This is a genomic window from Pseudomonas putida (genome assembly GCF_050990305.1).
GTDB classification, from domain to species: domain Bacteria; phylum Pseudomonadota; class Gammaproteobacteria; order Pseudomonadales; family Pseudomonadaceae; genus Aquipseudomonas; species Aquipseudomonas putida_AH.
Map to the genome: position 1 here is coordinate 4,597,428 of NZ_CP158817.1, position 26,577 is coordinate 4,624,004.

The following is a 26,577-nucleotide window of genomic DNA, read 5'->3' on the forward strand; positions in this document are numbered from 1 at the left end:
TCGCTTTCACTCGAGAGAAGACTGCTTTCCCATGCCCATTTCATCTCTACGCGCTGTTCTACGCCTGACCTTGGTGGGCCTGCTGGCTTGCCTGTTGACTCCCCTGACCAATGCCGACGAGGCCAAGCGTCTGCGCATCGGCATCACCCTGCACCCGTATTACAGCTACGTGGCCAACATTGTCGGCGACAAGGCCGAGGTGGTGCCGCTGATCCCGGCCGGTTTCAATCCTCACGCTTACGAACCGCGCGCCGAAGACATCAAGCGCATCAGCGGGCTGGATGTGATCGTGCTCAACGGCGTCGGCCATGACGACTTCGCCGACCGCATGATCGCCGCCAGCGAAACCCCGGACATCAAGGTCATCGAAGCCAACGAAAACGTGCCGCTGCTGGCCGCCACCGGCGTCGCCGCACGGGGCGCCGGTAAGGTGGTCAACCCGCATACCTTCCTGTCGATCAGCGCTTCGATCGCCCAGGTCAACAACATCGCACGGGAACTGGGCAAGCTCGATCCGGCCAATGCCAAGGCCTACACCGAGAACGCCCGGGCCTATGGCAAACGCCTGCGCACGATGCGCGCCAACGCCCTGGCCAAACTGACCCAGGCACCGAACGCCGAGCTGCGGGTGGCCACGGTGCACGCGGCCTACGACTACCTGCTGCGAGAATTCGGCCTGGAAGTCACCGCCGTGGTCGAACCGGCCCACGGCATCGAGCCGAGCCCGAGCCAATTGAAGAAAACCATCGACCAACTGCGTGAACTGGACGTGAAGGTGATCTTCTCGGAGATGGATTTCCCGTCCACCTATGTCGACACCATCCAGCGTGAGTCCGGCGTGAAGCTGTACCCGCTGTCGCACATTTCCTACGGCGAATACACCGCCGACAAGTACGAAAAGGAAATGACCGGCAACCTCAACACCGTGGTGCAAGCGATTCAGGAGTCCGGTGCATGACCTCGAAAGAAACCCTCCTGCCCGACACCCAATCCCCTGTAGGAGCGAGCCTGCTCGCGAAGGCGGCGTGTCAGTCAATAAATGTATCGCCTGACACACCGCAATCGCGAGCAGGCTCGCTCCTACAGGGTACGGGGCCAACTCTGGTTTTGGAGGGTGTCTATCTGACCCTCGGCCGCACGACGATCCTCGACAACGTCAGCTTTCAGGTCCGCTCCGGCAGCGTGCACGCGCTGGTCGGCCCCAACGGCGGTGGCAAAAGCTCGCTAATCAAGACCCTGCTCGGACAGATGCCCCATCAGGGCCGCTTGAGCCTGCAATGGCCGGGCGATCCCGGCACCATCGGCTATGTGCCGCAGGCACTGGAATTCGACCGTGGCCTGCCAATGACCGTCGACGACTTCATGGCCGCGATGTGCCAAAGGCGCCCGGCGTTTCTCGGTTTGAGCAAGCACTATGCAACGGCGATTGGCGAGGCACTGGAACGGGTCGGCATGCAAGACAAACGCAAGCGCCGCATGGGTGCGCTATCCGGCGGCGAACGCCAGCGGGTGCTGTTGGCTCAGGGCTTGATTCCGGTACCGCAGTTATTGGTGCTGGATGAACCGATGTCGGCCCTCGACGAGGCCGGCATCCAGGTATTCGAACGCTTGCTCGGCGACTGGCGAGCGGCTGGCATCACCGTGCTGTGGATCGAGCACGACCTGGAAGCGGTCGGGCGCCTGGCGGACCACGTCACCGGACTCAACCGCCGCGTGCTGTTCGATGCCACGCCACAACAGGCACTGACGCCCGATCGCCTGCTGACGCTGTTTTCGACCCATCCACGGAGTCTTGCCTGATGAGTTACGAAGCCTTTCGTTTGATGGTGCAGGGCTGGGCCTCTTCGGGTTACCTGCCCGAGGCGCTGGCCTATGGATTCGTGGTCAACGCGTTGCTCGCCGGCCTGTTGATCGGCCCGGTGCTGGGCGGTTTGGGCACGCTGGTGGTGGTCAAGCGATTTGCGTTTTTCTCCGAAGCGGTGGGCCACGCGGCACTGACCGGCGTGGCCATTGGTATCCTGCTGGGCGAACCCTACACCGGTCCCTACGGCAGCCTGTTCGGCTACTGCCTGCTGTTCGGCATCCTGCTCAACTACCTGCGCAACCGCACTGGTCTGGCACCGGACACACTGATCGGCGTGTTCCTTTCGGTGTCCCTGGCGTTGGGCGCCAGCCTGCTGCTGATCCTCGCTGGCAAGATCAACGTGCACATTTTGGAAAACGTGTTGTTCGGCTCGGTGTTGACGGTCAACGGCAACGACTTGCTGGTCCTGGCCATCGTCGGCTCGCTGGTGATGACCCTGGCCCTGCCGCTGTACAACCGCATCATGCTCGCCAGTTTCAACCCGCAACTGGCGGCCGTGCGCGGCGTGGCGGTGAAGACCCTGGATTATCTGTTCGTGATCCTGGTGACCTTGATCACCGTGGCAGCTGTGAAAGTCATCGGCGCGATTCTGGTGGGCGCCCTGCTGGTGATCCCCGCGGCGGCCGCGCGTTTGCTCAGCCAGTCGCTGAAGGGCTTTTTCTGGTGCTCGGTGTTGATCGCCACGATCAGCACCCTGTGCGGGATTCTCGCGCCCATCGTCTTCGACCTGCCGATTCCATCGGGTGCTGCGATCATTCTCGTGGCCGGCATCGCTTTTGCCCTGTCCGCTCTCGCACGCGGCGTCGTCCCCAGCCTGAAAGGGAACCTTGGATAAATGTCTTTTTCTCTGCGAAAACTGTCTCTGGCCATCGCCCTCTGCGGGCTGACTCACACCGCACTCGCCGCCGACAGCGCCAAGCCGTTGCGGGTGCTGGCCTCTTTGCCCGTCACCTATGGTTTGGGCGAAGTACTGCTCAAAGGCACCGACGTCAGCCTCGAACGCGCCGCCCCCGCCAACCTGCCCGGCAGCCGTCAATCCGCTTACTTCACTGGCCGTGGCGCCCCGGCGCTGGCCAAGCTGGCAACCGAAGCCGATGCGGTAATTGGCCTGCGTTCGCTGTGGGCGGATGACCCGCTGTATCCGATGGCGCGGCGCAGCAACATCCGCATCGTCGAAGTCGACGCCGCCCGCCCGGTCGACGGCGCCCTGCCCGGCATCGCCGTGCAGCCGGGCAACCCGGTCGACGGCCTGAACAGCCAGCCGTGGCTGGCCAGCAACAACATGGGGCGTATGGCCGATGTGATGGCCGCCGACCTGGTACGCCTGGCACCGGCAGCCAAGCCTGCGATCGAGGCCAACCTGGCGGCATTGAAACAGCGCCTGCTCAAACTCAGCGCCGACAGCGAAGCGCGCTTGGCGGCTGCGGACAATCTCAGCGTGATGAGTCTCAGTGATCACTTCGGGTATCTGATCGGCGGGCTCAATCTGGAACTGATCGGGCAAGATGCGCGGTCGGATGCCGAATGGACGCCTGAAGCGCTGAACGCGTTGAGTGCAATGCTCAAGGACAATGGTGTGGCGGTGGTACTCCATCATCGCCAGCCATCTGAAGCCGTGAAAGCGGCAGTGGCCGATGGCGCAAGCCGGTTGGTGGAGTTGAGTGTCGACGCCGAAGATCCGGTGGCTGAACTGGAGGGCAATGTGGATTTGGTGATCCAGGGATTGAGTGGGGATTAACTTCTGATACAGACAACACGGGCATTCAGGTAGTCCACGTCATCGTTGACGTCCATCGCGAGCAGGCTCGCTCCTACAAAGAGCTGACAGCCGGCTTGGCTTTGGCAGATGTCCCCAAAACCCTGTAGGAGCTGTCGAGTGCAACGAGGCTGCGATCTGTTGATCTTTAAAAGCAAAATCAAAAGATCGCAGCCTTCGGCAGCTCCTACAGGAGACTGCGCCAACCATGAGGTCGAGTGTCAGCTCGCCTCGGCCGATTTTGATCCACCCGCCCCCTCGGCAGGCTGAGTGGAGGTGTTCATCCGGGGATTGGCGCGCAGCGCCGTTCGACGCAGTCGAACCCATCGCATGTAGGTGCCAGCGAAGCCAACCGGAGGGCGATGCCCCCGGATGAATGCCGGAGCGAAGGAACCCCGAGCCTTGGCGAGGGGCCGTACGTTCGGGGCGAGACCTTTGGTTCCTTTGGGGCGTTTGCCAAAGGGACTCGCCGTAAGGGCGAAACCATAAGTCGCCGTTACCGAAGAAATGGATATGTACTCGCTCAACAACAACCAGGTCGGCAATCAGCCCTCATCGCTGCCAAGCCAGCTCCCACAAGTTCTGCATCATCGTCCAGATATGAAAAAACCCGCTGACCGTCACCAGTCCAGCGGGCTTTTCCAATACACAAACGATCAGTGCGCCACAGCCACCTGCTCATCCATCTTCTGCCGCAAACTCAACGGACGCATATCCGTCCAGGTTTCCTCGATATAGGCCAGGCATTCCTTTTTCAGCCCGCTCTTGCCCACGGTACGCCAACCTTGCGGTACGGCTTTATAGTCAGGCCAGATCGAGTATTGCTCTTCATGGTTGACCACAACCTGAAAGAGGATGTCTTCGCGGTCGAATACTGACGTCATGCTGTCTCTCCATCACTGTAGGGTGGTATGTAGAAGGAACGTTCGAAGACGCGAAAAATTTAAAGGCTCACGATAGCAGCGGCTAACGCCCGACCGAAAATCTCGGCGACTTGATCAATCTGCGCAGCGGTGATCACCAGCGGCGGCAGGAATCGCACCACACCGCCATGCCGCCCCCCCAGCTCCAGAATCAAACCGCGCTTGAGGCATTCGCGCTGCACCAAGGGTGCCAGGCGCGCAAACACCGGTGGATGGCCCAAGGCATCCAGTGCGCCCACCGGATCTACCAGTTCGACGCCCAGCATCAGGCCGCGACCACGAATGTCGCCCAGTTGCGGGAAGTCGCGCTGCAGGATGCGCAGATGCTCGCTCAGGCGTTCACCCATGGCGGCGGCGTGCTCGCAGACGTTATGTTCGATCAGGTAACTCATCACCGCAGATCCGGCAGCCATGGCCATTTGGTTGCCGCGGAATGTCCCGGCATGGGCGCCTGGCAGCCAGGTGTCGAGCCAGTCTCGGTACACCACCACCGCCAGCGGCAAGCTGCCACCGATAGCCTTGGACATCACCACCACATCCGGGACGATCCCCGCGTGCTCGAAGGCGAACATCTTGCCGGTGCGGGCGAAACCGCTCTGAATCTCGTCGACAATCAAGGCCACGCCGGCCTTTTCCGTGATGCGACGCAAACCGCGCAACCAGTCCAGATCAGCCGGAATCACCCCGCCCTCGCCCTGTACCACTTCGACGATCACCGCCGCCGGCAATTGCACGCCGGCCTCGGGATCGTTGAGCAGGTTTTCCAGGTAATTCAGATTGGCCTTCACCCCTTGCGCGCCGCCCAAACCAAATGGGCAGCGGTAATCGTAGGGGTACGGCATGAACTGCACACCGTTGCTGAGCAAGGTGCCCAACGGTTTTTTCGGCCCCAGGCTGCCCATCAGGCTCAGCGCACCCTGGCTCATGCCGTGGTATCCACCCTGGAACGACAGCACGGTGCTGCGGCCGGTGGCCGTACGCACCAGCTTCAATGCGGCTTCCACCGCGTCAGTGCCGGTGGGGCCGCAGAACTGGATCTTCGCTTGCGCGGCCAGCGCCGGTGGCAGCAGAGCGAACAGGTCCTGAACGAACTGATCCTTGACCGGTGTGGTCAAGTCCAGCGTGTGTAGCGGCAGTTCGTCGATCAACACTTGCTGGATGGCTTCGATCACCACCGGATGGTTATGCCCCAAGGCCAGGGTTCCGGCGCCAGCCAGGCAATCGATGAAGCGGCGACCTTCAACGTCTTCGACATGGATGCCCTTGGCACGTTTGAGCGCCAAAGGAAGGCGTCGCGGATAACTGCGGGCATTGGATTCCTGTTGGTTTTGACGGGCCAGCAAAGGCGATTCGTTGAATTGATAAAGTGTCTCGGTCGGGGCGACCCGGGCCGGCTGATCTTCGATAAGGCTGGTGGCGACTGACATCTCTGGACCTCGATAAGGTTTTCCTGTTCTGGAAACGCATCAGAGCCCCATGGATTTAGGCCGTGGATCAGCTTTGCTTAAAGGTAACGACAGCCCCTTGTGCATGGGGATGGCCTGGAGCCCAGCGACCATGAAGACGTCGGCACATGGCTGATAACCCAGATGAAGGTAAAACGCCTCGCTAGTGCGAGTACTGTTCAGTCGTGCCTGCTGCAAGCCATGAACGAGCAACCAGCTTTCGAGATCCTGCACCAGCGCTTGCCCCGCGCCCCGGCGAAACCATTCCGGCTGCACGTAACAGAACGCCACCTTGCCACTGATCGAGGCCATGGCGACGCCAATCGGTTTGTCCTGCAACAGCGCGATGTTCAGATAAAGCCGTGGGTCATGAAGCCAGCGCTGTATCTGTTCGATGGTTTTGCTGTGAGTCCAGATGGCAACGGTTCGTGGATCGTTGCGGTGGTCGCGCGCGCAACCGATGCGGATAGAGCGCTCGATGATGCGGCTGATGATGCCGGCGTCGGCCGCAGTGGCCTTGCAGATGTGAATAAGTTCATCCATGGCGCTGATACCTCAATCCTTTGAGTGCGAGGAACGATAGTCCTGCGACGTCGGGGCAGCCAATGGAGAGACGTTACCGTTGATGTTCAACACCACCTCCCTGTAGGAGCTGCCGCAGGCTGCGATCTTTTGATTTTGGCTATTAAGATCAAAAGATCGCAGCCTGCGGCAGCTCCTACAGGGGGGGAATCTGTGTTTTTCAGACCGGCTGCAACGGCATGGTCAGTTCAACCCGCAAGCCATCCGGGCGACTATCGAAATGCAGGGTGCAGCCGCAGCGCTGGACGATGGCCTGGACAATCGCCAGGCCCAGGCCACAGCCGGTGCTCTGGCCGTTGCGCCAAAAACGCTGGGTCAAATGTTGCAGATCGTCTTCGGCAATGCCCGGCCCGTGGTCGCGGACCACGAACTGCACACGGTTGCCGGTGGTTTGCAGGCTCAGCTCCACCGGCCCGTCGCCCGGCGTGTGGCGCAGGGCGTTGTCCAGCAGGTTGCGCAGCGCGGCGATGGACAGCACCGCGGGCATTTTTACCGGGGCGTGAGACAACCGGGCCGGCACTTGGAACCGGATGCGCTGGCGATCACCGCCGGCCGTGTCCTGGATCGCCAGTTTGGCCACTTGCTCCGCGCTGCACTGCACGCCGTCATCGAACGACAGACTGCCTTCGACCCGCGCCAGCAACAGCAGTTGTTCGAGCGTGCGGTGCAAACGGTCCGCGCCCTCCTCGGCCCGGGCCAGGGATTGATCCCGCGCCGCACCTTCAGTCATGCGTGCTACTTGCAGGTGGGTCTTGATCGCGGTCAGTGGGCTGCGCAGTTCATGGGCCGCGTCACCGGTCAGACGGCGTTCGCGCTCGATGGTCTTGCCGATGCGCTGGAACAACTGATTCTGCGTTTCGAGCAATGGTTGCAGTTCGCTGGGCAACGGCTGGACTTGCAGCGGTTCCAGCGAGTCAGGACTGCGGCGCATCAAGGCGTCGCGCATGCGATTGAGCGGCGCCAGCCCTTGGCCGATCCCCAGCCAGAGCAGGCACAGGCAACCAAGCAGCGCCACGCCCACCGGCACCGAGGCGGCCAGCAGGATCGACATGTTCAAGGCCTCTCGCTCGATCTGCCGATCCGCCGTGGTGATGCGCAGATCACCGCGAGCCAGGGTGAAACTGCGCCATGGCGCGCCGTCGATCATCTGATCGTGGAAGCCCAGTTTTTCAGCTTCCAGGGTTTGTCCCGGATCGCTGTGACTGCGGGCGAGGATTTCCCCGCGCAACGAGCTGACCTGACAGGCCATGCCACCCGGAATGTTAAGCTGTTCGGCACTGAAATGGGTGCCTTCGCCCTTGCTCGGCACCGGCGGCAATTGCTCCATCAACCCGGCGACCATCCGCGCCGAAGCCACCAGGCGCTGGTCGAGGGAAAACATCATTTGATTGCGCAGGTCACTGAGCATCCAGGCCGCGGCGAGCGCCCAGATCAGCGCAAACGCACCGCCGAGCGTAAGGCTCAGGCGCAAACGCAGGCTCATCACTTCGTTTGATCTCCACCATCGGCCGGGCCCAGTCGATAGCCCAGCCCGCGTACGGTCTCGACAATGCCGTTGCCGAGCTTGCGCCGCAGGTGATGGATGTGGACGTTGAGGGCGTTACTTTCCAACTCGTCGTTGAAGCCGTAGACGCTGTCCTTGAGCTGCTCGGTGGACAGCACTCGGCCACGGTTGTGCAGCAAAGCCTGCAACAGCGATTGCTCACGACGCGAAAGGTCCACCGGCTGGCCGGCGAGCGTGGTTTCGCGACTGCTCGGGTCATAGGTCAAGGCGCCATGTTCGATCAGGTTGACGCTGCGCCCCGCCACCCGTCGCAGCAAGGTGTGCAGGCGCGCGGCCAATTCGCGCAGATCGAACGGCTTGAGCAGGTAATCGTCGGCACCGGCCTGCAAACCGTCGACGCGGTCGGTGACCGAGTCCCGCGCCGTGAGGATCAGCACCGGCAGTTCCAAGCCGTTTTGGCGCAACTGCTGCAGCAGCTTCAGACCGTCTTCGTCGGGCAGGCCCAGGTCGAGCACCATCACGTCGAACTCCGCCACCTTGAGCATCGCTCGCGCCGCCGATGCTGTCGCCACATGCTCAACCGTCAGGCCCTGAGCAGTGAGGCCGGCGACGATGCCGCTGGCGATCAACTCATCGTCTTCGCAAACCAGTACGTGCATCGTGAGCTCCATGAGCAAAAAGCCGAGTCAAACAGCTGAGGATTAAGTCGCAATTATGGCAAGTGCTTCGGCAGACGAGAAGCAGGGTCTCTATTGACCAAGATCGGCGTTTTAACTGCTGCCAGCCATCGTCGCCGGGATTTCATCCAACGCGGTATCTATGTACCGCCGTCACACTCCCCTCTCTCAATAGCCTGTTTCGGGTAGCACTCGACATCATTCCCAATCAATACAGGTTTGCTTTATGTACTCTCATGTAAACGCTTTAATGACGCTATTCAACCTGCGCGACACCTTGAGCGCTCTGATAGCCGGACTCAACGATCAACCAAAAGAAGCCATCACCAAAGGCATGTCGTTGTACAACCTGGGCGAATTCAACCAGGCGAAGGTCTATCTGACGATTGGCGCCACCGCAGGCGACCGCACATCGCAATATGCACTGGCCGAAGTGACAAGGCGCCAGGCCGGCAGCATCACCGACGAAGCCAAAAACTGGTATCGGCTCGCTGGCGCTCAGGATCATGTTTATGCCCTGATGCGACTGGGGGACGAAGCGTCGCTCAAAAAAGCCAAGGAACTGGCCAAGGCTAGGGCCGACAAAGGCAATGCAGACGCCATGTTTGAGTTATACGAACTGGATCAGAACATTGAAACGCTGAAAAAAGCCGCGCAATCCGGCTCCCAGGAAGGCCAGTACATACTTGCGGTCAAGTACGACAAGGACGAAACGCTCATTGCCGACAGCAGCCTGCGCCGAGCCACCATTGATTTACTGCTGAAAAACGCCGCCGAAGCAGGATTCTCGAAAGCCATGCACTGGTACAGCAATCGTTTCCCGATCAACCAGAATCATTCTGTCAGGCGTGAGTGGCTGGAAAAACGCGCCGAACTCAATGACGTCAATGGCGTACTGAACTACGGTCTGGGGCTCTGCGGTTTCTATGAGGATGATAACGGCGTCGACAGGGAATACGGGTTCACGAAAAACCTGGTTAAAGGCTATGGCTTGATCTGGCTGGTAGTCGAAACCACCAGAGAGCTGTCCCGACACACAATCGCCAGAGAGTTTCTTGAGGAGACGGCCAAGGAGATGACGGCCGATCAGATAACCGCCGCGAAAGCCTTCGCGCAATCATGGGTGGAGTCTCACCCTCCCATGTCCGAATTCAGGCTGACCTACAGCGACGTTGTCTGATCCGGGCTGGCGCTCATTGTCACCAACTGCCATCAACGTGTTTCGTTAACACCCGGTTAATCGCGCGCCCTCATCTTGGGTTCGGTGTGAAAACCTCAAGGCGTTGTCGATGCGTTACATTCTTTCATTGCTATTAATCTTTTTTGCCAGCTTGGGTCAGGCCCAGGCTGGCAATAATCCGTTTGAAACAAAACCCGACTTTCTCCCAGTCGAAAAAGCATTTGTCTTCACTTCCGAACGCCTTGAATCCGGTGAAACCCAGTTGTTCTGGCAGATTGCCGATGGTTATTACCTGTATCAGAAGCGGCTGAAATTCGACGGTTTGCCTGCCGATCAGCACCCTGCGTTACCGGAAGGCGAATCCCACAGCGACGAGTTTTTTGGCGAGCAGCAGGTCTATCTCCAAGGCTTGGAGCTTAAGATCCCGGCCGGTGCCACAGGGCAGATCAAGGTCGGTTTCCAGGGCTGCGCGGATGCCGGATTGTGTTATCCGCCGCAAACGAAAGTCGTGGATCTGGGCAGCCGCGACACTACGGATTCATCCACGCAAGCACCGGACCAGGCCCTGGCCAGCAGCCTTCAGCAACGGGCGCTGGGCTGGAGCCTGTTGGTGTTCTTCGGCCTCGGCCTGTTGCTGGCCTTCACCCCTTGCTCATTACCCATGTTGCCGATTCTGGCCGGACTGATCGTCGGTAGCGGCGCCTCACCCAAGCGCGGCTTCGCCCTGGCGGGCAGTTATGTGGTGAGCATGGCACTGGTATACGCAGCGATGGGCGTGCTGGCGGCAATGCTGGGCGCCAACCTGCAGGCGCTGCTGCAAAACCCTTGGTTGCTGGGCAGTTTCGCAGCGATATTCGTGCTGCTGGCATTACCCATGTTCGGTTTCTTCGAACTGCAACTGCCGGTGGCGGTGCGTGACCGCCTGGAAAATGTCTCGCGTAATCAGCGCGGCGGCAGCCTGATCGGCGCCGGCGTACTGGGGGCCTTGTCGGGTCTGTTAGTCGGTCCGTGCATGACCGCACCGCTGGCTGGCGCCCTGCTCTACATTGCGCAAAGCGGCAATGCGCTGCACGGTGGGCTGATTCTGTTCGCCCTGGGCATTGGCATCGGTGTGCCACTGTTGCTATTGGTGACCGTCGGCAATCGCTTCTTGCCCAAGCCCGGCGCCTGGATGAACCTGGTCAAGGGCATCTTCGGTTTCCTGTTCCTCGCCACCGCTTTGTTGCTACTGCGCCCGGTGCTGGACGAATCATTGTGGGTCGGCTTGTGCGGCGCATTGCTGTTGATCGCGGCCTACAGCGCCTGGAAGCAATCGGACGGTTTTGGACGCATCGCCCAACTGTTCGGGGCCAGCTCCTTGCTGCTCGGTCTGTGGGGTAGCCTGTTGATGATCGGTGCGGCGGGCGGCAGTGATGATCTATTCAAGCCGTTACAGGTGTTCCGCGCTTCCGGTTCGGCGGTCGCAGCGGTTCCCTCGGGCCATGACGCCTTCACCACCATCAAGGACCCCGCCGCCCTGCAACGAGAGCTCGACGCCGCGCAAGCGCAGGGCCAGTGGGTACTGCTGGACTACTACGCCGACTGGTGCGTGTCGTGCAAGGTCATGGAAAAACAGGTGTTTGGCAAAGCCAACGTGCTCCAGGCCCTCAGCGATGTGCGCTTACTCCGGCTGGACGTCACCGCCGACAATGCCGCGAGCCGCGAACTGCTCGGCCGCTATAAAGTGCCGGGACCACCCAGTCTGCTATGGATTGGCACCGATGGCGTCGAGCGGCGCAGCCAGCGCATCACCGGCGAGGTCGATGCCGAGACTTTCCTGCAACGCTGGACCACTACCCGAGACGCCCGTTAATGCTGACCTTCACCCTCGGCACCTTTGCCATTGCACTTAACCATCTGCTGCTGATCAGTGCATTGGCACTGGCGACATTCGTCGGCTGGCGGGTGGCCAAGCGCGGTGGCGAGAACCCCGAGTCGGTGCTGTTCAGCCTGTTCCTGATCGGCATGCTCGCGGCGCGGATCGGGTTCGTCGCGGTCTACTGGACGCACTACCATAATGATCCCTGGCAGATCATCGACCTGCGCGACGGCGGTTTCCTCGCCTGGCCGGGGGTGATCGCGCTGGTGCTCGCCACGCTGTACCGTGGCTGGCGCCGTCCTGGCCTGCGCCGTCCGTTGGGCTTTGGCGTGGCCAGCGGCCTGGTGTTCTGGCTGCTGGCGACCTTCTCGCTGAGCATTTATGAGCAAGGCACACGCCTGCCGGAAATCACCCTGCGCAATGCCGCCGGTGAAACCGTGCAACTGGCGGACTACAAGGGCGGTCCGCTGGTGATCAACCTGTGGGCCACTTGGTGCCCGCCGTGCCGTCGTGAAATGCCCGTGCTGGAAAACGCCCAGCAACAGCGTCCTGACCTGACGTTCCTGTTCGTCAATCAGGCCGAAAGCATGCAAAGCGTCGCCACCTTTCTGGAAACCCAGGGCCTGAGCCTGTCCAACGTGCTGTTCGACGGCGGTGGTCGCCTGGGCCAAGCCGTCGGCTCCATGGCGTTGCCGACTACCCTGTTCTATAGCCCGGACGGTCGCCTGTTGGGCAGCCATCTGGGCGAGTTGTCGCAAGCCAGCCTGGCCCGCGCTCTGGAAAACTTCGACTCCGCCCCCGCCACTTCTTCAAGGAAACTGCCATGCCCCGCCTCCGCCACCTGCTGACCCTGACACTGGGTGCCGCCCTGTTGCACCTGCCGTCGGTGCAGGCCGAAGAGTTGCCCGACGCGATCAAGAAGATCCAATCCAAGGGCGCGAAAATCGTCGGTCAGTTCGATGCGCCGGATGGCTTGCGCGGTTACGCGGCGCAGTACCAGAACCGTGGCATGGCGCTGTACCTGACCCCGGATGGCAAGCATGTACTGCTGGGCAATCTGTATGACGCCGAAGGTAACGACTTGAGCAGCGCACCGTTGCAAAAACTGGTGTATGCACCGATGGCCAAGGAGATCTGGGGCAAGATGGAAGCAAGCAACTGGATCGGTGACGGCAACAAAGACGCGCCGCGCATCGTTTACCTGTTCAGCGACCCGAACTGCCCCTACTGCAACATGTTCTGGGAACAGGCACGGCCTTGGGTGAAGGCCGGCAAGGTGCAATTGCGGCACATCATGGTTGGCATCATCCGCGAAGACAGCCCCGGCAAATCCGCCGCACTGCTCGCCGCCAAGGACCCGCAAAAAGCCCTGCAAGACCACGAAGCCGCCGGCAAGGGCAGCTCGCTCAAGGCACTCAAGGAGGTGCCGCCAGCAATTCAGGCCAAGCTCGCCGCCAACATGCAATTGATGGAAGACCTGGAACTGCAAGCCACTCCGGCGATTTTCTACATGGACAGCAAGGGCGAACTGCAACAGCAGCAAGGGGCGCCGTCGCCGGACAAACTCGTGAAAATCCTCGGGCCCAAGTGATTTCAGCCGGCATCTTCGCGGGCAAGCCTCGCTCCTACAGGATTGTGTGTTATTCAAACTCAACACCAACCTGTAGGAACGAGGCTTGCCCGCGATGGGGCCAGTACAGACGCTAAAGAATCAAAGCCCCTCCAGCTCCGCCATCAGGTCATTCAACCGATCCGCCTTCTCTTCAGTGATGTCACTGGCCGCCAACCCGTCGATATACCCGGCCAGCTCCTCCACCGTGCTGCATTCGAACATCGCCCGCAGCGGCACATCCCTTTGCAGGGTTTTCTGCACCCGCGAGGCGATCTGGGTGGCCAGCAGTGAATGCCCGCCCAGTTCGAAGAAGTTGTCCCGTACGCCGACCCTCTGCACCTTGAGCACTTCGGTCCAGATCGACGCCAGGGTCTGCTCCAGATCATTGCGTGGTGCCTGATAATCCTGGCTCTGCAACTGGCCGATTTCCAGCGCTGGTAATGCCTTGCGGTCCAGTTTGCCGTTGGCGTTGAGCGGCATCTTGTCGAGCCACAGCCAGTGCAGCGGCACCATGTACTCCGGCAGCTCGGTGCGCAGGCGTTGCTTGATGCGCTCCAAGCGTTCGGCAGGGTTGAGCGCTGAATCTGCAGCGACCAGATAGCCGACCAGATGTTTGCCGTTCACACCATCCTGCACGCCGACCGCTGCATCGCGCACTTGTGGCTGTTCATGCAGGCGCGCTTCGATTTCACCCAACTCGATACGGTAGCCGCGAATCTTCACCTGATGATCGATCCGGCCGACGTACTCCAACACACCGTCACCGCGACGGCGCGCCAGGTCACCGGTGCGATACAGACGCTCGCCCGGTGCACCGAACGGATTGGGCACGAACACCGGCGCGGTGCGCAGCGGATCGCTGACGTAACCGCGCCCAACTCCTGTGCCCGCAACGCACAACTCGCCCACCGCCCCCAGCGGGACCAACTCCAGCGCGCCATCGAGCAGGTACAGCTGGTTGTTGTCGGTCGGCGTACCAATCGGCAAATAACTACCACGGGTCGAAGCCATGTCGACCCGGAAGAACGCCACATCATCGGAGCATTCCGCCGGTCCGTAGGCATTCACCAGCCCGATCTGCGGGTAGCGCAGCAGCCACTGATGCGCCAGTTCCGGCGGCATCGCCTCGCCGGTCGGCAGCATCCAGCGCAAGCCGTCGAGGCTCATGCGCTCCTGGCCGAGCATGCCTTGGATCAGCGACGGCACGCTTTCCAGCACCGTGATGCCTTGAGCCGAAACGTGAGCCAACAAGCCCTGCGGATCATGGGCGATGCTGTTCGGCACGATATCCACCCGCGCACCGAACAGCGGCGCGGCGAGGAACTGCCACACGGAAATGTCGAAGCTCTGCGACGCGGTCTGGGCGATCACGTCGGTTTCGCTAAGGTCCAGGTAAGGCACCTTGCTCAACTGGTTGTTGAGCATGCCGCGCTGTTCGACCATCACGCCTTTCGGTAAACCGGTGGAGCCCGAGGTGTAAATCACATAGGCCAGGTTGTCCGGCCCGCTGTAGATACCCAGGTTCACCACCGACGCATCGCTGGCCTGCACCTCTTCCCACACCAGCAACTTCGGCCGATTAGCGCAACCGATCTCATCCAGCAACGCCAGCGCTTGCTCGCGACAGGCTTCAGTGCAGACCAGCAATGGCGTGCGGCTAAGGTCAATGATGCGGCTCAGGCGCTGACTCGGCAGCCCCGGGTCCAACGGCAGATAACCCGCCCCCGCCTTGAAGCTGCCGATAATCATGCCCAGCAGATCCAGGCTGCGTTCAGCCAGCAACGCCACCGGTTGATCGAACCCGACACCGGCAGCGATCAAGGCATGCCCGAGGCGGTTACTGCACCGGTTCAACGCGTCATAGCTGTGTTGTTGATCGAGGCAACTGGCGGCAACGCGCTGTGGATGCGCGGCCACCTGCGCTTCGAACAGTGCCACGTAGCTCTCATCCAGCGGGTAGTCGTGCTGGCTCTGGTTGCAGCCATGGATCAGGAAATCCTGTTCCTCGGCCCCCAGCAACGGCAGATCAGCCATGTCACCGTGGAAACCTTCGACCAGCGCCAGCAGCAGACGCTTGAATTCGCCGAGCAAGCGCTCGACCGTAGCCTCATCGAAATAACGCTGGTCGTACGACAGGTGCAGGCCCAGGTCATCCCCCGGATAGCAGACAGCCGTCAGCGGGAAGTTGGTGTGGGTACGGCCCGAGTCCGAAGTCGCGTTGAGGCTTTGCGCGCGGTCCAGCACCGAGACTTCCACCGGGGCGTTTTCGAACACAAACAGGCTGTCGAACAGTGGCTGGCCTTTAGGCAATTCGCTCTGCTCCTGGATGTTCACCAGCGGCAGGTACTCGTACTCACGCAGCTGCATATTGCTGTCGAGCAAACCCGTCAGCCATTGCCGAACGCTGCAACGCTGGCCGTCCTGCGGCATCTTCACCCGCAGCGCGATGCTGTTGATGAACAGGCCAACAGTGCGTTGCATTTGCGGCATGTCCACCGGACGCCCGGCCACCGTGACACCGAACAGCACGTCGCGATCACCGCTCAGGCGGCGCAGCACCAACGCCCACGCCGCCTGGGCAAAGGTGTTGATGGTCAGTTGATGGGCCTGGGCCAGCTCACGCAGTTGCGCGCCGTCGCGAACATCAAGTTTTGTGTAGCGGTCGCCAACGATCATGCCGCCACTGTCGCCTGCGTGTTCGCGCAGGAACGGCCGATCGCTCGGGATCGGTGTGGTCCGCTCGAAACCTTGCAGGTTGGTTTTCCACCATTGCCGCGCTTCGGCCAGGCTCTGGCGTTGCAGCCAGCCGATGTAATCGCGATAACGCGGCGGCACCGCCAACTGCGCGTCCCGACCTTCGCCCAGGGCGCTGTAGATGTCGAAGAAGTCATTCATCAGCAGCGAACGGCACCAGGCATCGATGAGGATGTGGTGGTTGCTCATCATGAACCAGTAACGTGCAGCGCCGACCTTGATCAAGCGCAGGTGAAACGGTGCCTCGTTGAGCAGATCGAACCCGGCCTCGCGCTCGGTCTTGAGCAAGGTTTGCAACCTGGCTTCCTGCTTAGCCTCTTGTTCGGTTTCGGCGATCTCGCTCCAGTCCAGATACTCGATCGGTGTGCTGCCCGGCTTGTGGATAACCTGCAACATGTCTTCGCCGACGTTCCAGCAGAACGAGGCGCGCAAGGCTTCGTGACGGGCGATCACCGCTTGCCAGGCCTGGGCGAAACGCTGCGGGTCGAGTTCACTGTTGATGCGGTAGCGATCCTGCATGTAGTACAGGCCGGTGCCCGGTTCCAACAAGGTGTGCAGCAACATGCCTTCTTGCATCGGGGTCAACGGGTAGACGTCCTCGATGACTGCGGCCGAAACCGGCAGTGCATCGAGTTGCGCCTGATTGAGTTTTGCCAACGGAAAATCCGACGGCGTCAGGCCGCCCGCGTCGTCGCGCAAGCAGTGTTCGATCAGGCTCTGCAACTCACAGACGTAAGCGTCAGCCAGCTCACTGATGGTGGACGGATCAAAGCGCTCGGCACTGAACGTCCAGCGCAGCACCAGTTCACCGCCGTAGACCTGACCGTCGACGCTCAACTCATTGGGCAGCGATGCCCGTGGATCATGGGCGGCGCCGATGGCTTCATCCAGCGGACGGAACAACGCATCGGCACCGAAGCTCTGGTCGAACTGACCGAGGTAGTTGAAGGTGACCGGCGCCTGCGGCAACACCGCCATGCCCTGGCGGCACGACTCGTCGGCAAGATAGCGCAGCACGCCGTAACCGAGCCCCTTGTGCGGCACGGCGCGCAGTTGTTCCTTGATGGCCTTGATCGAAGCGCCCTGCTCTTGCGCGGGCGTCAGGCGCAATGGATAGGCGCTGGTGAACCAGCCGACGGTGCGGGTCAGGTCGATCTCGTCGAACAGCGTTTCGCGGCCATGGCCTTCCAGTTGAATCAATGCTGACCCGTGACCACTCCAACGACACAGCACACGGGCCAGCGCGGTCAGCAGCAGGTCGTTGACCTGGGTACGGTAGGCGCTTGGCGCTTGCTGCAACAGTTGCCGGGTGCGTTCACTGTCGAGGCGCACACTGACGCTTTGCGCATGCCGATTCTGCCGACCGCCCTCAGGTCGATCACAGCGCAGTTCGCCGCTCGGCCCGGCCAACTGCGTCTGCCACCAGCCTAGTTCTTCACGCAGGGAGTCGCTGCCGGCATACGCCTGCAAGCGTGCGGCCCAGTCCTTGAATGCGCTGGTCTTCGCCGGCAGCTTCACCGACTGCTGCGTGTCGAGTTGGCGATAGACCGTTTGCAGATCGTCTAGCAGCACGCGCCACGAAACCCCGTCCACCACCAAGTGGTGAATGGCGATGAACAGCCGTTGCTGCCCCTCGGGACCATCGACCAGCAATACCCGCATCAGTGGACCTTCTTCGAGGTCGAGGCTGCACTGGGCGTCGTCGAACAGGGCGGCGCATTTGTCCATGGAAGACACGCGCACCTGCCACAACACCGGCGGTTCGGAGATCGCCTGATGTTCGGCTTGCCATTGGTTGGCAGCTTGGCTGAAACGCAAACGCAGGGCGTCGTGATGCTCGATCACCGCCAGCAGCGCTTGCTCCAGGCGATGGGGCTCCAGTGCCAGGGTCGGTTGCAGCAGCAATGCCTGGTTCCAATGCTGACGCTGCGGGATGTCGGTGTCGAAGAACCAGTGCTGGATCGGGGTCAGGCGCGACTCACCCGAGACCAAACCCTGTTCGGCGGTGACCTGCTCGGTGCGGGTTGCCACGGTGGCGAGGGTCTGCACGGTCTGGTGCTGGAACAGGTCGCGAGGGCTGAAGTGAATCCCCTGCTGCCGCGCTCGGCTGACCACCTGAATCGACAGAATCGAGTCGCCACCCAGTTCAAAGAAATTGTCGTTGAGGCCGACCTGTTCGACGTTGAGCACGTCGCACCAGATCTGCGCCAGCGTCTGCTCAAGTTCATTGCTCGGCGCCACGTACGCTTGACGGTTCAGCTCCGGGTCCGGCGCCGGCAGTGCGCGGCGGTCGAGCTTGCCGTTGGCGGTCAGCGGCAAGCTGGCCAGCAGGATCAGGTGGGCAGGCACCATGTAGTCCGGCAACTGTGCCTTGAGGTGGGCTTTGAGGTCTTCGCGCAATGCACTTTGCTGCGCTTCGTCCTGCTCGGCGATTTTGGTAACCAGATAGCCAACCAGTTGCTTGCCGCTCGGCACATCGAGCGCCAGCACAACCGCTTCACGCACCGATTCATGATCCAGCAAACGGGTTTCAATCTCGCCCAGCTCGATGCGGAAACCACGAATCTTCACCTGATGGTCAATCCGCCCCAAGTATTCCACCAGCCCATCGGCGCGCTGGCGCACCAGGTCGCCGGTGCGGTACATGCGCCCGCCCCCGGTCGTGAACGGGTCGGCGACAAAGCGTTCGGACGTGATCGCTGCGCGGTCGTGATAGGCCTGGGCCAGACCGGCGCCACCGACATACAACTCGCCGGTCGCCCCTTGCGGCACCAGGGCCAGATCGGCATCGAGGATGTAGGCCACACGGTCGCCGATCACGCTGCCGATCGGCACGCTGCCGGCGCCCTCTTCCAGGACCTCGGGTGCGAGACTGGCCAAGGGCATGACCACGGTTTCGGTCGGACCATAGGCGTTGAAGAACAGGCTCGGTTTGAACGCCGCGCGAATTCGCTGCAAATGCTCGCCGGTCAACACTTCACCGCCGGTGATGATCATGCGCACCGGCAGGACTTCATTTTGTGTGGCCAGCCATTGCGCCAACTGGCTGCCGTAGCTCGGCGTGAAGCCGAGGATGTTGATGTTGTGACGGCGGATCAGGCCGCAGATTTCTTCGGCATCCCACTGACCTTGCGCACGCAACACAACCTGCGCACCGCTGAGCAGCGGCACCAGCAAACGCTCGGTGGCGGCGTCGAAGTTGATCGAATAGAAGTGCAGTTCGCAATCGTCCGCGCGCATGCCGAAGCGCTCGATCACCGCGCGACAATGCATGGCGATTTCACCGTGGGACACCACCACGCCTTTGGGCTTGCCGGTGGAGCCCGAGGTGTAGATCAGGTATGCCTGATGCTGCGGCAGGCGGATGAAGGGCAGCTCGGTGCCCGGGTAGTTGGCCAATGTGACGGCGTCTTCTTCCAGGCACCAAAGCGCCACGGTGGACGGCAACTCACCCAATGCCTTGAACATCGCCGCATTACTCAACAGCAGGCCGATGCCGCTGTCTTCGATCATGTAATGCAGGCGGTCGAGCGGGTATTCCGGGTCCAGTGGTACGTAGGCGCCACCGGCCTTGAGGATCGCCAACAGACCGACGACCATCTCCAGCGAACGCTCTAGCGCCAGGCCCACGCGCACCTGCGGGCCAACACCCCGTTCGCGCAACGCCCAGGCCAGGCGATTGGCACGGCTGTCGAGCTCCGTATAACTCAAGGTCTGCCCGGCGAAGGTCAGGGCCGGCGCGTCCTGGCGCACCAGCGCCTGCTCGGCGAACAGGTGATGGATGCATTGGTCGAGGCGATGCTCGCCCAGCTCGACGCCCAGGCTGTCGAGCAGTTGTTGCTGTTCCGATCCATCGAGCAATGGCAACTCGCTCAGACGCTGTTGCGGATCGGTAATCAACGCCTCCAGCAGATTGCGCCAATGTTTGGCCATGCGCGCGATGCGCGGCTCGTCGAACAGGTCGGTGCTGTAGGTCAGGCAGCAACCCAGGCGATGGTCGAGGTCGGTGACTTCCAGATTGAGGTCGAACTTGGTCGCGCGGGCATCGTTGGCCAGGTACTCGACCGTCATGCCGGCCAGGGTACGGCTCTGCTGGAATTCCCAACGCTGAACGTTGCACATCACCTGGAACAGCGGGTTGTAGGCTGCACTGCGCGGTGGCTGCAAAACCTCCACCAGATGATCGAACGGCAGGTCTTGATGGGACTGGCCTTCGATCACCGTGTGACGCACTTGCTCGAACAGCTCCTCCACCGACATCTGGCCGTCGAGCTGGCAGCGCAGCACCTGCGTATTGAGGAACGCACCGATCAGCCCTTCGCTTTCCGGGCGGATGCGGTTGGCTACTGGCGCACCGATGCGCAGGTCGGACTGGCCGCTGTAGCGGTATAGCAAGGTGGCGAGCGCGGCGGTCATGGTCATGAACAGAGTCAGACCGTTTTGCGCATTGAAGGCGCGGACCCGTGCAGCCAGATCATCACTCAGGTCAAAGCGGTACAGTTCGCCCTGATGACTTTGCACCGGAGGGCGAGGACGGTCCGACGGCAGTTCCAGCAGCGGATGTTCACGGCCCAATTGCGTCGTCCAATAGTCGAGCTGACGCTGACGTTCACCGGACTCCAGCCACTGGCGCTGCCAGACGCTGTAGTCCAGGTACTGCACTGGCAACGGTGCCAGCGGCGACTCGCGGTCGTCGACGAAGGCCTCATACATTGCGCTGAGTTCCCGGGCAAAGATGTCCATCGCCCAGCCTTCGGTGACGATGTGGTGCAGGGTCAACACGAAGTAATGTTCTTGCTCGGCGGTCTTGACCAGGCAGGCGCGCAGCAGCGGGCCGGTTTCCAGATCGAATGGCAGGTGCGCTTGCTCGTCGGCCAGTTGTTGCACGTGTTGCTCACGTACATCGGGGGCCAGTGTCGAGAAATCCTTCCAATTCATGCGCACACCGGTTTCGGCATGCACCTGCTGACGGGCCACGCCGTCGATGCTCGGGAAGGTGGTGCGCAGGGTTTCATGTCGCAGGATCAGCGCTTGCAGCGCCGCCTCGAAACGCCCGACATCCAGCCCCCCGCGCAGGCGCGCCATGCCGCCGACGTTGTACGCCGGGCTGTCCGGCTCCATCTGCCAGAGGAACCACATGCGTTGCTGGGAATAGGACAGCGGCACCGACAAGCTGCGGTCAACGGGTTCGATGGGCGGCTGTTTGTTGGTGTGACCGCTGGCCTGAATCAGGCGGATCTGTTCGGCAAACTCGCACAGTTCGCTGTTCTCGAACAACGCACGCAGCGGCAACTCGACGTCACAGGCCTGACGGGTGCGGGAGATGATTTGCGTGGCCAGCAATGAATGGCCGCCAAGGGCGAAGAAATCGTCGCGCAGGCCGACTTGTTCCAGGCCCAGCACTTCGCGCCAGATCGAAGCAATCCGCTGTTCCAGTTCAGTAACCGGCTCGACGTGTTCGCGCACTTGCCACTGCGGCTCGGGCAAAGCGCGGCGATCGAGCTTACCGCTGGGATTCAGGGGCATGGCGTCCAGGCGCATCAGGTGTGCCGGCACCATGTATTCCGGCAGCTCGGCGACCAACCCGGTTTTCAGGCGCGTGGTTTGAGCGTCCTCGGTTTCAGTGGCATCGGTGGCGGTGTAGTAGCCGATCAGTTGTCCACCGGCGGCGGTTTCGCGCACCACGACCACGGCCTGGGCCACGCCGCCCTGGGCCAGCAGGCGCGCTTCGATTTCTTGCGGCTCGACGCGAAAACCGCGCAGCTTGACCTGCTGGTCGAGACGACCGAGGTATTCGATCACGCCATCGGCGGTCCAGCGCGCACGGTCGCCGGTGCGATACAGGCGCGCGCCCTGCTCGCTCAATGGATCGACCACGAAGCGTTCGGCGGTCAACGCCGGGCGGCCGAGGTAGCCGCGGGCCAGGCCAATGCCGCTGATGCAGAGTTCGCCGGGCACGCCGGCCGGGACGGGGTTGAGATCACTGTCGAGTACACGGCAAATCACGTTGCCCAGCGGACGACCAATCGGCGAGCGTTCACCATCGGCTACGCTGCACTGCCAATGGGTGACGTTGATCACGGTTTCGGTCGGGCCATAGCGGTTGTGCAATTGCACCGCTGGCAATTGCGCCAAAACGCGGTTGCGCAGTTCGGCCGGCAAGGCTTCGCCACCGGAAAACACACGGCGCAGGCTGGTGCATTCGGCGCTTAGCGGTTCGTCGATGAACAGTGCAAGCAGCGGCGGCACGAAGTGCAGCGTGGTCACGCCATGCTCGCGAACAAGCTGCGCGATACGGTGCGGATCACGGTGCTCGCCGGGGCCGGCAATCAGCAATCGTGCCCCGGTGATCAGCGGCCAGAAGCATTCCCACACCGACACGTCGAAACTGATCGGCGCCTTTTGCATCAGCACATCGCTGTCGTCCAGGCGATAGGTGGCCTGCATCCATTGCAGGCGCTCGGCCAACGCGGCGTGGGTGTTGCCGACGCCCTTGGGTTGGCCGGTGGAGCCGGAGGTGTAGATCACATACGCCAGGTTATCGCCATGCAAATGCAGGCCCGGCGCATGGCTGGGCCAGCTCTCCAGATGCAGGGCATCCATGGCGATCACGCTGACGCCTTCAGTGGTCGGCAAGCGGTCGAGCAATGCAGTCTGGGTCAGCAGCAAATCGACGCCGCTGTCGCCGAGCATGTAAGCCAGGCGTTCGGCAGGGTAATCCGGGTCCAGCGGCACATAGGCGCCACCGGCCTTGATGATCGCCAGCAGGCCGATCAGCAATTGCGGCGAACGCTCGGCGGCGATGGCCACGCACACATCAGGGCCGACGCCTTTGTCGCGCAGGTAATGGGCCAGGCGATTGGCCTGGGTGTGCAATTGGGCAAAGCTCAGGCGTCCCACCTCCCACTGCAACGCGGTGCGTTCCGGCGTCTGGCGCGCCTGTTCGTTAAGCAGCTCGGGCAGCCACTGTCGGGCCGGATCGCAGGGTGCGACACTCCAGACGTGTTGTTGATCGTGCTCGCATGACGTCAATAACGGCAGGTCGCCGAGGGCGGTGCCCGGCTGCTCGCAAACCGCTTGCAGCAGTTGGCTGAAATGTTCGGCCAGACGCTCGATGGTCACGGCCTCGAACAGTTCATCGGCGTAGTCGAAAGACAACGTCAGGCGACCGTTGCGATCTTCTTCGCTGTGCAATTGCAGGTCGAACTTGGCTTCGCGGCTGTGCCACGGCAGCTCTTCGGCGAGCAATCCCGGCAGGCGTTTCAGGGCATTGAGGTCGCGCTGTTGATGGTTGAACATGACCTGAAACAGACCCTGTTCACGGGCCTGCGGGAAGGCTTCGAGCAGTTGCTCGAACGGCAGGTCCTGATGCGCCTGCGCGCCCAGCGTCGCCTCGCGTGTTTGCCCCAGCAACTCAATGAATGGCGTGCGCGAATCCAGTTCGGCGCGCAACACTTGCGTGTTGATGAAGAAGCCGATCAACCCTTGGGTTTCCAGACGTGGACGGTTGGCGTTCGGCACACCGATACGGATGTCGCGCTGACCGCTGTAGCGATGCAACAGGGTCTGGAAGGTCGCGAGCAACAGCATGAAGGATGTCGATTCGTGAGCCTGGGCAGTCTTGCGAATCGCCTCGCTCAGGGGCGCGCCCAAGCGCACGGTGTGGCGGGTGGCGCTGTGGGTTTGTTTGACAGAACGCGGATGATCGGTTGCCAGCTCAAGCGTCGGGTGTTCGCCCCCCAATTGCGCTTTCCAGTAAGCCAGTTGCCGCTCGCCCTCACCTTGGGCCAGCCATTGACGCTGCCAACTGCCGTAATCGGCATATTGAGTCGGCAACGGCGCGAGTTCGGCACACTGGCCCTGGGCAGCCGCGGCGTACAGGCGCGAGAATTCGTCGATCAATACATTCATCGACCAGCCGTCAGCAATGATGTGGTGCATCGTCACCAGTAGCTGATGGTCTTCGTCGTCCAGACGCACCAACGTGACCCACAGCAGCGGGCCTTTTTCCAGATCGAACTGGGTGCGGGCTTCGTCCTCGCGGATTTGCCGGGCGCGCTCTTCGCGCTCGGCAGGCGACAAATCGCTGATGTCGATCATTTGCAGGTTGAACTCACCCGCTGCTTCGACCTGTTGTAACGCCACACCATCGCGTTCGAAGAAACGGGTGCGCAGGGATTCGTGACGTTCGATCAACTGCTGGAAACTGGCACGCAAGGCGTCTTCGTCCAGTTCGCCACGCAGGCGCAAGGCCCCGGGAATGTTATAGGCACTGCTCTGTGGATCGAGTTGCCAGGTTATCCACAGGCGGTTTTGCGCCAGGGATTGCGGCATCGCCTCGGTGCGCGACAACACCGTGATGTCGCCCTGGGCGCTGCCACCGTCCTGTTGCTGCTGCGCCACGGCGGCGGTGAAGGCGGCCAGGGTCGGCGCTTCGAACAGCAGGCGCAGGTTCAGTTCCAGCCCCAGTTTTTCACGCACTCGGGCAATCACTTGCGTGGCGGCGATGGAGTTGCCGCCGAGCAGGAAGAAATGATCGTCGCCAGCGACCTGTTTGACGTTCAGGTGTTCGGCCCAGATCTGACCGATCAGCGCTTGCAACTCAGAGGCCGTCGCAGTCGAGTCGTGGTCTTCAACAGTGGTCGTCGGGAATACCGCATAGCTGTCGAGGCTGCCATCGGCCAGGCGATTACGGCACGCCGAGCGTTGCAACTTGCCGCTGGAGGTCTTGGGTAACGCGCCGGGGTTGAGCAACACCACCACGCCCGGCGCCTCTTGATACGCTTCGGCCACGGCTTGTCGAATCGCTTTGATCAACGCTTCAGGCGCGAGGATTTTTTGCACGCTGCGACTGATTTCCGCAGCGATGCCAATGCCTTCCTGACCGTCGATGTTTACCGCGAAAGCCGCCACGCGACCTTTGCGCACCACCTCCACTTCACGCTCGATGGTCTGCTCGATGTCCTGTGGATAAAGGTTGTGCCCGCGCACGATCAGCATGTCTTTCAGGCGACCGGTGATGAACAGTTCTGCGCCGCGCATAAAGCCCAGGTCACCGGTGCGCAGCCAGGTCTGGCCAGCGTGCTGGACGAAGGTCTTGGCGGTGGCTTCGGGGTTGCGCCAGTAGCCATGGGCGATGCTCGGACCGCTGGCCCAGACCTCGCCGACGGCGTTGTCCGCCCGTTCATCGAGCGACACCGGGTCGACGATCAGTACCTCATGATCGGGCTGGCTGATGCCGCAACTCATGATGGCGCTGCCCTTGCCCGCTTCGGCACGGTTGTGCGTCAGCGCCTGATCGTCGACACGCAGGTGGCCGATGCCCTGGCCTCGCGGAGTACCCGCGACGAACAGCGTGGCTTCGGCCAGGCCATAGGAGGCCATGAAACTGTCCTGGGTGAAACCGCAGGGGGCGAACTTCTCGGCGAAGCGCTCCAGGGTGTCGAGACGGATCGGTTCGGAGCCGGAATACGCCACACGCCAGCCGCTCAGGTCGAGCCGCTCCAGCGCCGATTCGCTGACTCGCTCGCTGCATAACCGATAGGCGAAGTCCGGTCCGCCGCTGATGGTGCCGCCGTACTCGCTGATCGCTTCCAGCCAGCGCAACGGCCGGCCCAGGAAATACGCCGGCGACATCAACACGCAAGGCACACCGCTGAAAATCGGCTGCAACAGGCCGCCGATCAGGCCCATGTCGTGGTACAGCGGCAGCCAGCTGACGATCACATCGTCAGGGTTCAGATCAATGCCGAACCCGTGACGAATCAGCAACTCGTTGGCCACCAGATTGCCGTGGCTGACTTGCACGCCTTTGGGCAACGCGGTGGAACCGGAGGTGTATTGCAGAAAGGCAATGTGCTCGCCGGCAAGCTCCGGCGCGACCCAGCGTTCGGCCAGCGCGTTGTCGAGGGTGTCGACGCACAGCAGCGGCGGCGCCCCTTCTATTTGCTGCAACGCATCGCGCAGGCCCGCGCTGGTCAGCAGCAGGCGCGGTTCGGCATCGCCGATGATCGACAGCAGGCGCTCTTGATGATGACGCTTGGTCGACTCCGGTGGATAAGCCGGCACGGCGATCACGCCGGCATACAGGCAACCGAAGAAGGCCGCGACGTAATCCGAACCACTGGGAAACAACAACACCGCGCGATCGCCCAATTCGGCTTCGGCTTGCAGCGCAGCGGCAATCGTTCGTGCACGCTGATCCAGTTCGCGATAACTGAGCACCACAGCCTGATCCGGGGTTTCGGCGAGAAAACGCAGGGCCACCCGATCCGGCGTCAGGGCTGCGCGGCGCTGAAGGGCTTGGACCAGTGTGCTGGGGAGTTCGAACGCGTCGGTCATGAGGTTTCCTGCCTGAATTCGGTTTTCGGATGTCACGAGATCCCTGTAGGAGCGAGCCTGCTCGCGAAAAACCGGAGAACG

Annotated in this window: 14 protein-coding genes; 8 read left to right on the top strand and 6 right to left on the bottom strand. The window is 61.8% G+C overall.

Going from position 1 to position 26,577, the window contains the following annotated elements; translation table 11 throughout:
• Positions 1–31 precede the first annotated feature (31 nt).
• The 4 genes from ABTV22_RS20580 to ABTV22_RS20595 are packed head-to-tail and all read left to right on the top strand — an operon-like array spanning position 32 to position 3,602.
• Positions 32–958, top strand: coding sequence for a metal ABC transporter substrate-binding protein (locus ABTV22_RS20580; protein ID WP_433736323.1), 927 nt, complete (start codon positions 32–34; stop codon positions 956–958).
• The gene (locus ABTV22_RS20585) at positions 955–1,800 is read left to right on the top strand and encodes a metal ABC transporter ATP-binding protein (RefSeq protein ID WP_433736324.1); all 846 of its coding nucleotides are present in this window, start codon (positions 955–957) and stop codon (positions 1,798–1,800) included. The genes ABTV22_RS20580 and ABTV22_RS20585 overlap by 4 nt, the downstream gene beginning before the upstream one ends.
• A complete protein-coding gene (locus ABTV22_RS20590; protein WP_433736325.1) occupies positions 1,800–2,699 on the top strand; it encodes a metal ABC transporter permease in 900 nt (299 codons plus the stop codon). Before ABTV22_RS20585 ends, ABTV22_RS20590 begins: the two co-directional genes overlap by 1 nt.
• Positions 2,700–3,602 carry a metal ABC transporter substrate-binding protein gene (locus tag ABTV22_RS20595; protein ID WP_433736326.1) on the top strand — a complete coding sequence of 301 codons (903 nt, stop codon included), beginning with the start codon at positions 2,700–2,702 and terminating at the stop codon, positions 3,600–3,602. It begins immediately after the preceding gene.
• A 674-nt stretch (positions 3,603–4,276) separates the two neighbouring features.
• Here the strand turns inward: ABTV22_RS20595 and ABTV22_RS20600 are convergent.
• From ABTV22_RS20600 to ABTV22_RS20620, 5 genes are all read right to left on the bottom strand, one after another.
• The gene (locus tag ABTV22_RS20600; protein ID WP_433736327.1) at positions 4,277–4,504 is read right to left on the bottom strand and encodes an MbtH family protein; all 228 of its coding nucleotides are present in this window, start codon (positions 4,502–4,504) and stop codon (positions 4,277–4,279) included.
• A 59-nt stretch (positions 4,505–4,563) separates the two neighbouring features.
• Positions 4,564–5,970, bottom strand: a complete 1,407-nt coding sequence (locus ABTV22_RS20605) for an aspartate aminotransferase family protein (protein ID WP_433736328.1) — start codon at positions 5,968–5,970, stop codon at positions 4,564–4,566.
• A 39-nt stretch (positions 5,971–6,009) separates the two neighbouring features.
• Positions 6,010–6,531, bottom strand: a complete 522-nt coding sequence (locus ABTV22_RS20610) for a GNAT family N-acetyltransferase (protein ID WP_433736329.1) — start codon at positions 6,529–6,531, stop codon at positions 6,010–6,012.
• Positions 6,532–6,730: 199 nt separating this feature from the next.
• Positions 6,731–8,056 (bottom strand): ATP-binding protein, encoded by a 1,326-nt coding sequence (locus ABTV22_RS20615; RefSeq protein ID WP_433736330.1) that lies wholly within the window; start codon positions 8,054–8,056, stop codon positions 6,731–6,733.
• Complete coding sequence (locus ABTV22_RS20620; protein WP_433736331.1) at positions 8,053–8,733, bottom strand: response regulator; 681 nt, start codon at positions 8,731–8,733, stop codon at positions 8,053–8,055. Before ABTV22_RS20620 ends, ABTV22_RS20615 begins: the two co-directional genes overlap by 4 nt.
• 352 nt (positions 8,734–9,085) lie before the next feature.
• On the opposite strand from ABTV22_RS20620, the gene ABTV22_RS20625 reads away from it, so the two are divergent.
• The 4 genes from ABTV22_RS20625 to dsbG all read left to right on the top strand — a co-directional run bounded on the left by ABTV22_RS20625 (position 9,086) and on the right by dsbG (position 13,380).
• Positions 9,086–9,931, top strand: coding sequence for a tetratricopeptide repeat protein (locus ABTV22_RS20625; protein ID WP_433741459.1), 846 nt, complete (start codon positions 9,086–9,088; stop codon positions 9,929–9,931).
• Between the two features lie 109 nt (positions 9,932–10,040).
• On the top strand, positions 10,041–11,783 hold the full coding sequence (gene dsbD, locus ABTV22_RS20630; RefSeq protein WP_433736332.1) for a protein-disulfide reductase DsbD: 1,743 nt from the start codon (positions 10,041–10,043) through the stop codon (positions 11,781–11,783).
• Positions 11,783–12,637 (top strand): prolipoprotein diacylglyceryl transferase family protein, encoded by an 855-nt coding sequence (locus ABTV22_RS20635; protein WP_433736333.1) that lies wholly within the window; start codon positions 11,783–11,785, stop codon positions 12,635–12,637. Before dsbD ends, ABTV22_RS20635 begins: the two co-directional genes overlap by 1 nt.
• Positions 12,613–13,380 carry a thiol:disulfide interchange protein DsbG gene (gene dsbG, locus ABTV22_RS20640; RefSeq protein ID WP_433736334.1) on the top strand — a complete coding sequence of 256 codons (768 nt, stop codon included), beginning with the start codon at positions 12,613–12,615 and terminating at the stop codon, positions 13,378–13,380. The genes ABTV22_RS20635 and dsbG overlap by 25 nt, the downstream gene beginning before the upstream one ends.
• A gap of 120 nt (positions 13,381–13,500) precedes the next feature.
• Here dsbG and ABTV22_RS20645 read toward each other — a convergent pair whose 3' ends face one another.
• Complete coding sequence (locus ABTV22_RS20645) at positions 13,501–26,496, bottom strand: non-ribosomal peptide synthetase (protein ID WP_433736335.1); 12,996 nt, start codon at positions 26,494–26,496, stop codon at positions 13,501–13,503.
• Between the last annotated feature and the right edge of the window lie 81 nt (positions 26,497–26,577).

Coding starts and splice junctions, on each gene's coding strand:
- ABTV22_RS20620 (WP_433736331.1), bottom strand. CDS start 8,733: ATGCACGTACTGGTTTGCGAAGACGATGAGTTGATCGCCAGCGGCATC.
- ABTV22_RS20590 (WP_433736325.1), top strand. CDS start 1,800: ATGAGTTACGAAGCCTTTCGTTTGATGGTGCAGGGCTGGGCCTCTTCG.
- dsbG (WP_433736334.1), top strand. CDS start 12,613: ATGCCCCGCCTCCGCCACCTGCTGACCCTGACACTGGGTGCCGCCCTG.
- ABTV22_RS20600 (WP_433736327.1), bottom strand. CDS start 4,504: ATGACGTCAGTATTCGACCGCGAAGACATCCTCTTTCAGGTTGTGGTC.
- ABTV22_RS20585 (WP_433736324.1), top strand. CDS start 955: ATGACCTCGAAAGAAACCCTCCTGCCCGACACCCAATCCCCTGTAGGA.
- dsbD (WP_433736332.1), top strand. CDS start 10,041: ATGCGTTACATTCTTTCATTGCTATTAATCTTTTTTGCCAGCTTGGGT.
- ABTV22_RS20610 (WP_433736329.1), bottom strand. CDS start 6,531: ATGGATGAACTTATTCACATCTGCAAGGCCACTGCGGCCGACGCCGGC.
- ABTV22_RS20605 (WP_433736328.1), bottom strand. CDS start 5,970: ATGTCAGTCGCCACCAGCCTTATCGAAGATCAGCCGGCCCGGGTCGCC.
- ABTV22_RS20635 (WP_433736333.1), top strand. CDS start 11,783: ATGCTGACCTTCACCCTCGGCACCTTTGCCATTGCACTTAACCATCTG.
- ABTV22_RS20595 (WP_433736326.1), top strand. CDS start 2,700: ATGTCTTTTTCTCTGCGAAAACTGTCTCTGGCCATCGCCCTCTGCGGG.
- ABTV22_RS20580 (WP_433736323.1), top strand. CDS start 32: ATGCCCATTTCATCTCTACGCGCTGTTCTACGCCTGACCTTGGTGGGC.
- ABTV22_RS20645 (WP_433736335.1), bottom strand. CDS start 26,496: ATGACCGACGCGTTCGAACTCCCCAGCACACTGGTCCAAGCCCTTCAG.
- ABTV22_RS20625 (WP_433741459.1), top strand. CDS start 9,086: ATGTCGTTGTACAACCTGGGCGAATTCAACCAGGCGAAGGTCTATCTG.